Origin of the sequence: Microvirga makkahensis (assembly GCF_009830105.1) — a bacterium.
Lineage (GTDB): Bacteria > Pseudomonadota > Alphaproteobacteria > Rhizobiales > Beijerinckiaceae > Microvirga > Microvirga makkahensis.
On sequence record NZ_WURB01000006.1, the window covers coordinates 221,623 to 233,187 of the forward strand.

5 protein-coding genes are annotated in these 11,565 nt (G+C 66.9%); all 5 read right to left on the reverse strand.

The genetic code is table 11. The annotated features are described in order from the left end of the window. Positions 1–49: 49 nt before the first annotated feature. Genes addA through GR328_RS11250 form a run of 5 tightly spaced genes read right to left on the reverse strand, consistent with a single transcriptional unit; the run spans position 50 to position 11,554 of the window. Entirely contained in the window at positions 50–3,484 is a 3,435-nt protein-coding gene (gene addA / locus GR328_RS11230) for a double-strand break repair helicase AddA (RefSeq protein WP_160884614.1), read from the reverse strand. Continuing rightward, positions 3,481–6,642: a double-strand break repair protein AddB gene (gene addB, locus GR328_RS11235; RefSeq protein WP_160884615.1), complete on the reverse strand. Its 3,162-nt coding sequence runs from the start codon at positions 6,640–6,642 to the stop codon at positions 3,481–3,483. The genes addA and addB overlap by 4 nt, the downstream gene beginning before the upstream one ends. Before the next feature lie 9 nt (positions 6,643–6,651). Continuing rightward, a complete protein-coding gene (locus GR328_RS11240; protein WP_160884616.1) occupies positions 6,652–7,386 on the reverse strand; it encodes a sugar phosphate nucleotidyltransferase in 735 nt (244 codons plus the stop codon). Positions 7,387–7,395: 9 nt separating this feature from the next. Continuing rightward, the gene (gene tsaE, locus GR328_RS11245) at positions 7,396–8,955 is read right to left on the reverse strand and encodes a tRNA (adenosine(37)-N6)-threonylcarbamoyltransferase complex ATPase subunit type 1 TsaE (protein WP_170304117.1); all 1,560 of its coding nucleotides are present in this window, start codon (positions 8,953–8,955) and stop codon (positions 7,396–7,398) included. Positions 8,956–8,986: 31 nt separating this feature from the next. After that, entirely contained in the window at positions 8,987–11,554 is a 2,568-nt protein-coding gene (locus GR328_RS11250; RefSeq protein ID WP_246215805.1) for a PAS domain-containing sensor histidine kinase, read from the reverse strand. Between the last annotated feature and the right edge of the window lie 11 nt (positions 11,555–11,565).

Sequence of the window (11,565 nt, forward strand, 5' to 3'; positions counted from 1 at the left end):
CCAAGGTAAGAACGGCCCGTCCGGGAATCAAGCAAGGGCTGTCCTTCGCTCACGCCGCTTTGATGAGGGTAAGCGCCGTCTCCAGTTCGGGTTCCATCAGTTCGTGGATCACCGGACCCGCGGTCCAGACCAGGAAAGTGCGGATACGCTTGTTCGGATAGATCTCGGACAGCAGCGCCCGATAGAGCGCAAGCTGAGCCACATAGGATTGCGGCGGCATCTGGCCAGACCTCGGCGCCCGGGCCGTGGTCTTGAAATCGGCCACCAGAACTTCCCTGTCCAGCACGGCGAGGCGGTCGATCTGGCCGGAGACTAGGAGTTCCCCATGGGCCGTCAGAACCTTGCCTGCAATGGGAGCCTCGGCCCGGGAGCCCGGTCCGAAGAGCGCCTTGAGATCTTCGTGCTCCAGGACGCCGAGTGCATTGGCGATCACCGTTTCGCAGACCGCAGGCGCCAAACGCGGGGCCCGCGCCCGCACATAGGCGCGCGCCATGGCTTCCCGGTGCTCCGGACTCAAGGCGGGCAGGCGTTCCAGCAGAGCATGGACCAGAGTGCCGCGAAGCCGCGCCTCGGGCGCATAGGGGCCATCGCCCGGCCGCGTCATGCGCTCGGCTGCGCCCAAGGCGCTCGAGGGGCGGACCGGGGGAAGGGGCTCGGGCTCGGGCTTCGCCGGAAGCGCCAGCCAGTCCGGCACATCGAAGGCTTCCAGCGGCGCGATATCGGATTCCGCCGCCAGCGTACGGGCGAGCGGCGATCCTTCGCGCCAGATGTCGATGGGGCCATAGGGCGCTTTGCTGGGCTCCAGGCCGCCTGCCTTCTGCACGAGCCCGTGGCGGATCATTTCGCACCAGGCATCCTGCGGGTTCTCCTTGCCGCTGGTGCGGTATGGAGCGATCACCAGCCGATCCTTGGCGCGGGTCATCGCCACGTAGAGAAGCCGATTGTGCTCCTCGTAACCCTTGGCGTGCAGAAGATCGCGCGCCTCTTCCATCACGCTGCAATCGGCGCTCTTGCCCGGAGCCCAGACGGGAATCGCGTCGCCCGTTTTCGTCTGCAATTGCAGCAGCGGCGGATCGCGGCCCAGCACTTCACAGCCGTCGATGAGAATGACGACGGGCGCCTCCAGCCCCTTGGCTCCATGCACCGTCATCACGCGCACTTCGCTGTTCACCGAATCGAGGTCGCGCTTGATGGTGTGCGAGGCGGATTCGAATCGGTTGATGAAAACCGTGAGCGAAGGCGTCTCCGTCATTTCCGATTGATGCGCGAAGCAAAGAAAGGCGTCGATGGCGTCGCCCGCCTCGCTGCCAAGCCGCGCCACGAGTTTCGAGCGTCCCCCGCGCGGGCCAAGCAGCGTGGCGAAGAAGCCGAAGGGGCCATGCTGCGCGGCGAGGTCGCGCCACGCCTGCAACGCCTCGCATCCGGCCTTCGCCTTCGTGTCGCCCGCTGCACCGTGGCGCTGCAAGGCGGCGTGGAGCGACTCGTCGTCGGCGCGAGTGGCGGCGAGGCGGACCAGATCGTCGTCGTTGAGGCCGACGAGAGGCGATTTGAGCGCGGTGGCGAGCGTGAGGTCGTCGTCCGGCAGAAGCGCCGCGCGTCCCGCCGCCACGAGATCGAGCACGGCAATGTGCTCGCCGATGTTCAGCCGGTCCGCGCCAGCCACCGGCACGCCCGCTCCCTTCAGGGCGCGGATCACCGCCTCGAAGGCAGCACCCCGCTTGCGCACGAGAACGAGCACGTCGCCTGGCGTCCAGACGCGTCCGCTCTCGTCACCCTTGGTGGTCCAGCACTTCACGGCCTGCGCGATGCGCTGCGCCACCACGACCGGTGGCGATTGCTGCTCGGGCTCGTCCACGGGAAGCACCCAGGCCTCCGGCTCCTCGTCCTCGGCGGGCGTTTCCGTCGGCCAGAGTTCCACGAGACCCGGCGCGTGCGGACGCGCGCTCTCGTGGACGGTGCCGATCGCCTTGTCCTCGAAGGACAATCCCTTGAAGTTCCTCTCGACCGCGAAGGTGGCGTCCACCGCCGAGAGAACGGCTTTCGTGGAGCGGAAGGACATGGTGAGCGACACGTCCTCGAAATGAAGCTGCGCGTCTCGCGCCTCCTTCATCCAGCTCTTGCGCGTCAGTTCGAATTCCAGCGGAACCGCGCCCTGGAAGCCGTAGATCGACTGCTTGGGATCACCCACGGCGAAGCGCGTGCGGATGCGGCTCCCACCAGCACCCTCGCCGGCGGTGAAATCCTCCGTGATCTTGCGCAGGATCTCCCATTGCTGCGGATTCGTATCCTGCGCCTCGTCGATCAGCACATGATCGATGCCGCGATCGAGCTTGTAGAGCACCCAGGCCGTATCGCCGCGCGAAAGCAGCGCTAGCGTCTTGTCGATGAGATCCTGGAAGTCGAGGGCACCGAGCCGCATCTTCTGATTTTCGACGCGGTCGTGGATTTCGGCGGCGAGGAGGAAGAGCGCCTGCGTGCGTTCCACGGCGCGCGCGGCTTTGCGCTTGTCGATGAGGTTCCAGAGCCGGCTTTGCTCATCGAGCAGCCTCTCTTTCAAACCGTCATCGATGTCCTTCGTCAGGAAAGCGGATCCCTTGCGGGGCGTCCCGGCATCGGTGAAGAAGACAGAAAGGTAGTGCTCCAGTTTGGCGGAGGGATCGAGTGCCTCCGACGCTGCAATGAGAGAAGCGGCCCGCTTCTGGTCGGTGCTCTTTCCCTGCAAGAGCTCCTGCGCGACGGCAGGCCATTCTTTCGGCGCAATCCCACTCTCCAGCATCGCCCCTTCGATGCTTTCGAGCGTCTCATCAGGCTGCAGCCCGAGCTCCTTCCGCAGGCGCACGATGCCGGCGTCGTCGTGCAGAAAGTCCTTGCAGCGAAGAGCGGCGTTGAGGGCAGCGGTGAGCGCATCGCCCACTGCGTCGACGCTGATGATGTCGAGCGCGTCCTTCAGGTGAGGGAAGTTGCCGTTGGATGCGTCAGCAAGCACGTTCTTCACGGCCTGCGACAGCATCTCGTCGGTCTGGTTCTCGTCCAGCACGGCAAAGCGCGCGGGCACGTTGGCCTCGAAGGGCACGAGATGCAGAAGCCGCTCGCAGAAGGCGTGAATGGTGTCGATCTTCAGGCCGCCCGGCGTCTCGACCGCGCGGGCGAAGAGCGTGCGGGCGAGCTTCAGCTGCTGGCGCGTGGGCTTGAGGCCCTCCAGCTCCGTGAGTTCGGCGACGAGGCTTTCCTCGTCCATGGTCACCCACCGCCCCAGCCTTTCGAACACGCGGATCGCCATATTGGCGGCGGCGGCCTTGGTGAAGGTGAGGCACAGGATGCGGCCGGGCAGCGAGCCCGAGAGCAGCAGGCGCACCACGCGGTCGGTCAGCACCTTCGTCTTGCCCGCGCCCGCATTGGCCGACACCCAGGCCGAGGCGCGCGGGTTGGCGGCGCGTCGCTGCGCCTCCCGGGTATAGTCGGGTATGACGAGATCGTTGCTCATTCGCCGCCCTCGGCCCCGCCGGCGCTCGCCAGCGACCATTCCTTCACGCGCGCCAGATGATCATAGTCGGAGAAGCGCCGCGCATATTTCGGGAAAGGCCGCGAGACATAGGCCGCCTCGCCCTTCACGAAGCGCGTGATCATCCCCTCGAAGCGGCGGCGATGCTCTTCCACGATCTCAGGCACGGAGCGCTCCTCGTCCCGTGTCTGCTTGATCTCGCGCGGCCTGATCGGTTCGCGTCCGCCGGTGGTGTGAACGTAGATCAGATCCGGCGTCTCCTTCGCCATGGGCAGGCCCTTGAAGGCGCCCTTCATCAGCATCACCGCTTCCAGCGTCAGCTGCGGCGAGAAGCCCGCATAGACCTCGCGGATTCCCGGCGGCTGGCCGGTCTTGAAATCGATGATGGTGAAGCCCCCGTCGCGGCGCTGCTCGATACGGTCCGCGCGGGCGCGAAGGTTGAACACCGAGCCGTCCGGCAGCGGGATCGAGAGCCTGCCGGAGCGCTCGGCATGGATTTGCGCGAGGCCGGGGCGGCGCTCCTGCTCCCAGTTCACGAACGCGATGGCGAGCCGCTCGAAACGCGGCCACCATTCGGCATAGAGTTCGGGATAGGCCCGCGCGATCTCGGCGAAGGCCGCCTCGCCAAGACCCAGCAGGATCTCCTGCGCGTGCGCGGGCAGATCCTTCGGGTAGCGCTCGGCGAACTGGCCGATCACATCGTGAATGATCGTGCCTCGCTCGGCCGCGCTCGGCGCGACGGCGATCGCCTCCAGCGCATCGAGCTTCAGGACGTGGCGCGCGAAGATGGAATAGGGGTCGCGCACCAGCGTCTCCACTTCCGTGACGCTCAGAGAGCGCGGGAAGAGAGCGGGATCGGGCTTCGGACGCGGGCGCGGAAGGGCTGGCGCCGGCGCCGGCGTATCGAGGGTGCGCGCGAGGCGGCGGTAATATTCGCCGGACTTCACCATCGTCTCCCACACCGGCTTGCCGGTAAAGGCCTTGAGGCGCTGCAGAAAGCGCGAGGGCACCATAGGCGAACCATCACGCTTCTGCGCGCGGGTGATCACCACGTCGTGCGTGCCGAGCGCCTGCACGAAATCGTGCGCCGTCTGGCCGATGCGCCGCTCCGGCGGCATCAGGCCGACGCGGGCGCGCATGGGACGGTTGAGGAACGCATCCGTCACCGTGCGCGGCGGCCAGGTGCCCTCGTCCAATCCGCCGAGCACGACGCGATCGACGGTCAGAAGACGCGCTTCGAGAAGGCCGAGGATCTTCAGGCGGCGATGCGTGGAGCGCGGGGATGGGCTTAAACTGCGCTGCTTGGCCAGCGCCGTGAAGAAGGCGGGATAATCCACGAAGCGGCCGAGGAGCGGATGGCCTTCCTCCTCGCGGATGTCCGAGTTCTCGAGATCGTCGAAGAGAGCGGCCAGCGGCTCGAGGGACGGTTCGTTGTCGCTCTCGTCGTCCTCCGGCAGTGCGCAGAGGAGTTCGAAGCTCCGGCGATGGTGCTCCACAAGCGCCATGAGATCGAGGCGCCCCTCGCCGTGGGCGGCGGGCGTGAAGGTCTGGAACGCGAGGGCGAGACGCTGCAGCAGCGTGTCGGCGAGGTCCCAATCCGCGTCGGTGAGGCGCGCGCGCGGGCGGGGCGTACGATGGTCCTTCCCGTGACGGCGGGCGGCGAGGGCCGCGCGTATGCCCTCGATGCCGGGGGCCGGCGCGGGGCCGCGCAGCACGCCGATTTCGAGAACGCTGGCAGCATGTTCGATCGCGGAGCGCGTAAAGCCCAGGCGCACGAGCGGATGCGCGACGAGCGAGAGCAGGCGCACGGGGCTCAGGTCCTCGGCCGCCGCCTCCGCCGTCAATCGCGCGAGGCGTCCGGCGGGCGTGTCGGAGAGCGGGATGCCCGCCGAATCCTCCACGCTCAATCCCCAGCGGGCGAGTTCCGCCGTCACGCGGGCCGCGAGAGCGCGGTCGGGCGTGACGAGCGCCGCGGTCCTGTCCGGATGGGCAAGCGTTTCGCGCAGGGCAATTGCGATGGTGAGGGCTTCTTCGCGCTCGTCCGCGGCCTCGATGATCACCAGTCCTTCGCAGCCGCTGCGGCTCATGGCTAGGCGTTCTTCCGGCGTGATGAGCGCCCAGCGGTCCGTGGTATCGGCCGGACGGAGTGCCTCGGAGAGCAGGTGATTGCGCGCGCGCGCCTGTTCCGGCGGCTCGCCGAGGATCACGACCTCGGAGCGCGGAATACGTAGGTGCTTGTCCATGAGACGGCGAAGGGACGCCTGCGGATGGCCGTGCACCGGATCGGTCTCGTCGTCGCCCGCGCCCCCGATGGTGGACCAACTCGCCTCGTCGAGATCCGTGTCGAGGCCGGGGAGCACGATCGCGCCGCGCGGCAGGCGCGCGATGGCGGCCATCAGGCTGGCGGTGGCGGGCACGGAGCCGGTGGAGCCCGCCACGATGATCGGATGGCCCGGCCGCTCGCGGGTGAGCCTGCGCGCTTCCGCCTCGATGAGCGCCGTGCGCCGCTGCGCCGGATCGCTCGCTTGGCGTTCGGCGAGGATCTTCGGCCAGTTCTCGCTCGCGATCTGCACGAAATGGCGCGTGATCTCGAAATACTTCGAGTAATCCGAATCCACGGCGAGTTCGAGCGCGTGCCAATCGACGCCTTCCGTTGTGAAGGCATCCATGAGAGTCTCGAGATCGCCCGCGAGATTGACTGCATCTGCGGGGGAAGCGGGCACCATGAAGGGCACTTCGGGGCCGAGCTGCAGCAGAGCGCGGTCTACTTCCGCCGACCAGCGCTGCACCAGGCGCGTGAGGATGAGGCGGCGCTCCAGCGGCGGAATGGGGGGCTTCAGGCTCGCGGCTTCCGCCAGGGGCGTTCCCTCCAGGCCCGTGAGCTCGAATTCGGCCTCGTCCGCCTCGCCCAGAGGCACGATGCGCGGCAGAAGCTGTGCGCGGCCCGCGCCACGCTCCGCCAGGAGCGCAATCAGCGCGCGGGTGGCGCGGCGGGTCGGAACGTAGATGGTGACGTCGGCGAGCGCGGCTGGATCTTCGGACAGAGGGCCGACGAGGCGGCCATCGAGCAGCGCGTCCACTAGGGCAGGCAGAAAGGCGCAACCCGGAGGGATCGAGAAAACACGCGGCAGGCTCGGCACAACAACACCTCAGCGCTTGCTGGCGGCAAGGCACCTCTCCGCCTCAGCAATCGTGTGAGGCTCTCCAACATGCAGCCATTGGCCCTCCAGAGGCAAGCCGTAGAGGCGGCCCTTCACGATGGCGCGGTCATAGAAAACGTTCGCCGAGAAGGGCCCGTCCGGCGTTCCCGCCACGAGTTCCGGCTTCACGACGGCCACGCCCGCATAGACGAAATCGGCGTGCGGATCGCTCCCGCGGCGTCGCAGACGGCCATCGGCATCGCAGTGAAAATCGCCGAGCCCCTCGTAACCGACACTTGTGGATAACGGGGCGACGAGCATCAGGATGTCCATGCGCCCGGGCTCCCAGGCGGCCACGAGGCGCTTGAGATTCGGGTTCTCGCCCTCGATCCACATGGAGTCGGAGTTGAAGGTGACGAAGGGATCGCTTCCTAGAAGCGGCAGCGCCTTCTTCACGCCGCCGCCGGTTTCGAGCAGCTGGTCGCGCTCGTCGGAGATCTCGATCTGCGGAAAGGTGCGGGTGCGCAGATGCGCTTCCAGCATGTCCGCGAAGTGGTGCACATTGACCACCACCCTGCCGATGCCGGCCTCATGCAGCTTGTCGAGCGCGAAGTCGATCAGGCTTTCGCCCGCCACCTTGACGAGCGGCTTCGGCATGGTCGCCGTGATCGGCAGCATGCGCTTGCCGAGGCCCGCTGCGAGAACGATGGCGGTGTGGGGCTGACGCTGAGGAGAATCGGACACTGAAATGGCTCAAGCGGAAGGAGGCGTCTCATCCTCGAGCGGGATGAGCCGTGGGAGATAGCTCTCATACCAGACCTTGAGCTTCGCCAAAGCGGGATGCGCCAGGTTGCGGGTGAGGTAGGTTTCGACCCGGGGCAGGTGCCTCAGGTAGTGAGGCTTGCGGTCGCGCCTGTCGAGCCGTGCGAAGATGCCGAGGATCTTGGTGGCGCGCTGTGCCGCCATGATTGCGTAGGCGCGGGCGAAGGTCGACACGTCGAAGGCGGGATCCGCGCTCTTCCGCTCGCGGGCATAGAGGCCGATGAGTTTCAGTTCGAGATCGGCCGGCACAGTCACGCGCGCGTCCTGCAGGAGCGAGGCGACGTCGTAGGCCGGGGGGCCCAGAACCGCGTCCTGGAAATCGATGAGACCCACGCGCTGCAAGCCTTCGCGCTGTGACATCCATATCAGGTTGGGCGAGTGGTAATCGCGCAGGGTCCACGTGGTGGGACCTGCGAGAATCTCGCCGAGCGCTTCGGTCCAGAGGTTGAGGAATTCCGCGCGCGCAGAGCCCGAGAGCTGGGTACCGATGATGTGCGGCACATACCAGTCGGCGAGAAGCTCAACCTCGATCAGGAGCGCTTCGAGATCGTAGCGAGGAATCGCGTGCTCGATCCCCTCCGTCACCGGCAGCACCTGCGGCAGCTCGGTAGTGTGGAGCTTGACGAGAAGGCGCGTGGCCTCCGCATAGCGCTCCGGGATCGGGCCGCTCTCGTCTGTGACGGGATCCACGCCGAGATCCTCGATCAGCAGGAGGCCCGTATCAAGGTCCTCGCCGTAGATGTAGGGCGCGCTGAGACCTAACGCGCGCAGACCCTTGTCCATGGCCACGAAGGCATGAACGGTCTCCGCGAGCTTGGCGATGGTCGTGTAGGGCTTGCCGCGCCGCACGGGCGGACCTGCGGGTCGTGGCGGCGATATCATGAGCAGCGCAGTCTCGCCGGTCATCTTGATCAGCCGCTCGTAGGAGCGGATCACGGACGCGTCGCTCGGCATCGGCAGGCGGACCGCATTGGACCAGCCGCAGCTCTCCACCAGGTTGCGGAAGGCCTTGATGCGCTGGAGGCGCGAGGCGAAGGTGCCCGTGCCGGTGAGCATGGCGATGCGCCCTTGGCCTCCGGGCCCGAAATCGAGCCGGATGTCCAGGTGGTCGGGATTCAGCGCACCCTCGGCGCGCTCCGGCCATTCCACGAGCGAGACGGCGTTCTCCGTCACCTCCTCCCAGCCCAGCTCCACCAATTCGTAGCCGCCGGAGAGCCGATAGAAATCCGCATGGACGATGGGACAGAGCGGGCCGTCATAAACCTGCATCAGGGTGAAGGTGGGGCTCGGAACCTCGAGCTCCGGCTCACTTGTCAGGGCGCGGACGAGCGCGCGGGCGAAGGTAGTCTTGCCCGCGCCCAGGCCGCCCGAGAGGGTCACGAGATCGCCGGGCTTCAACTCCTCCGCGAGCTTGCGCGCGAAATCCTCCGTGGCTTCGTGATCGGAAAGCGTCACGATCCACGCGGCTTGGGAAACATCCTGCTCGGACATGAGGGCCAATCCATTCACCATCGCTGCGATCCTACTCGGCAGCCATAGGAGTTAACGCAGATGAGGCCGATCGGCCATCGGAAGGCGATTCCTGCCGCTCATTGGGGAAGATGCAGGTCACCGTGGTGCCCTCACCCGGCGTGGAGGTGAGCTCGATTCGCCCACCATGCAGTTCCACGAAGGAGCGGACGATAGACAGGCCCAGGCCGACGCCCCGGTGGCGGGTGCCGAGCGTATGGCTCTCAAACCGTTCAAAGATGCGCGCCTTGATCTCCGGCGGAATGCCGCGGCCCTGGTCCTTCACGTCGAAGACCACCTCGCTGCCGCGCTTGCGCGCCGAGACCGTGATGGTCTGCCCCGGCGAGGAGAAGCCGACCGCGTTGGAGAGCAGGTTGAACAGGATCTGCCGCACGCGCTTGCCGTCCGCCACGAAGGTGCCGATGTCGTCGGGCGTATCAATGACGAGATGGAGCGAGGATTCCGCCAGCCGGTCCTCGAGCCCGCGCATGGCGGCTTCGATGGTGGAGCGGATATCGACGATTTCCGGCGTGAGTTCGAGTGATCCCGTATCGATGGAAGCAAGGTCGAGAATGTCGTTGAGGATGGCGAGCAGCGCCGCCGAAGAGCGCATGATGTGATCCGCGTAATCACGTTGGCGCGGATTGAGCGCGCCCACGGTCTCGTCGCCGAGCAGCTGCGTGAAGCCGATGATGTTGGTGAGCGGCGAGCGGAGCTCGTAGGATACGTGATGCACGAATTCGTCGCGCAGGCGCGAGGCGCGCTCCAGCGCGTCGTTGCGCTCGGTGAGGGCGCGTTCCACGTTCACGCTCGCGGTCACGTCGGTGAAGCTGAGCAGCGTCGCGCCGTCGGGCAGGGGCTGCGCCGTGCAATCGAGCGCCGTGCCGTCGCGGCGTTCGAAGCGGCATGAATGACCCATGCGCATGTCGGCCAGGCCCACCACGGCACCGCGGATGTCGATCCACGGCTCCTCCTGGGGCGCGAGCTGGCGGCAAATCTTGATGATAGCGTCGACATGCGGGTTCTGCGCCGGCATGTCGGGTGGCAGATCCCACATATCCGCGAAGGCGCGGTTGTGCAGCTTGAGGCGGCCGTCCGAGCCGAACACGGCGACGCCCTCTTTCAGCGTGTTGAGCGTCTCACCCTGAACCTGGGTCAGCGAGTTGACTTGCGAAGCGAGCTCGAAGCGCTCGCTCACGTCGTCGAAAAGATAGGTCACGCCGCCCTGCGGATTGGGATTGATAACGACGCGCAAGGTGCGGCGGTCGGGGAGATGCCACCAGGTTTCCTGCTGCTCGACCGAGCGGTAGCCCGCGAGGAAATCCGCCTTCCATGCGCGAAAATCCGCCTGTTCCGGCAATTTACGCGCAGCACGCAGGCGATCGAGCACCTCGCTGTCCGTCGGGCGCGAGGCGAGGAACGCCGGGTCGAGTCCCCAGAGCTGCTGATAGGCGGCGTTGCTGAAGATCAGGGTCTGTGCGGCATCGAAGATCGCCACCGCCGTCGGCAGCTGATCGAGCGTGCGCACATGCGCATCCATCTGTCGCTGCAGATCGTTGCGCACGGCCTCAAGTTCGGAGACGTCCACCGCGATGCCGGCGCTGCCGCCGGATGTCGGCCGCTCGATCACGTCGAGCACGGCGCGCTGACCCGCGACGACCGCCGTCACGCGTGCGGCGTATGCCGCGCCGTTCTTGCGCTGGCGCTTCGCCTCGTCGCGCGCTCGCTCGCTCAGGAGCTCAACGGAGCGGGAGATCGCATCGTCCAGGCCCGACGCCTCGACGGCCCGCAAGTAGGCCTGGTTCGCCCAGATGAGCTTGTCGTCCGCATCGCGAATCCAGAGCGGATAGGCCACGTCGTCCAGCAGCATGGTCATGGAGCGCAGGTCGCTGCGCGCCGTGGCAAGCTCGCCGCGGGTCTTCAGCAACTCGGCCCTGTCGCCCGTCACGTCGCGCAGGCGCAGGATCGCGCGGCCGCCGATGGTGCGGCCTTCCACGTCGATGAAGCGGTCGAACAGCGTGCGCACCACCTGGCGGAAAGCTTCGCCGCGCTGTTTCAGCTGCTCGAGAGACGCATCCACCGCAGCGGCATCGCCCGGCTGCATCCATGTCCCGAAGGCGAGCGCACGCCGCGCGGGCGCTCCCTCGCCGATGATGGACGGATCACCCTGGAAACGCGGCTCGCTGTCGCGGCCCTGCCAGCTCACCAGCAATTGCCGCTCGGAACCCATGAGCAGGGCCGCGAGATCGTCCGATCCCCGCAGGGCCGCAAGCTCCTTCCTCAGGGCGCGCTCCACGCGCGCGGAGCGGCGGCGTTCCACCATCAGCAGCAGGGAGGTGATGGTGGTGAGCGAAACGAGCCCCATGAAGAGCCCGAAGGCGGCGGCGCTGTGCAGATTCAGGCCATAAAAGTAATCGAGAAGATCGGAGGTCTGGTCCAGAAGCGGAAAGGACGCCTCGGCGCCGAGGGCCGCTTCCGAGGTTCCGGAGAGCAGCATCAGGCTCAAGGGAACATGGGGGAATCCCGCAAGGATTCCTGGCTTGCCCTCGCCCTGTGTCCTGCGCTCCCCTTGCCCGGCCATGCCGCGCGGTC

Coding starts and splice junctions, on each gene's coding strand:
- addA (WP_160884614.1), bottom strand. CDS start 3,484: ATGAGCAACGATCTCGTCATACCCGACTATACCCGGGAGGCGCAGCGA.
- tsaE (WP_170304117.1), bottom strand. CDS start 8,955: ATGTCCGAGCAGGATGTTTCCCAAGCCGCGTGGATCGTGACGCTTTCC.
- GR328_RS11250 (WP_246215805.1), bottom strand. CDS start 11,554: ATGGCCGGGCAAGGGGAGCGCAGGACACAGGGCGAGGGCAAGCCAGGA.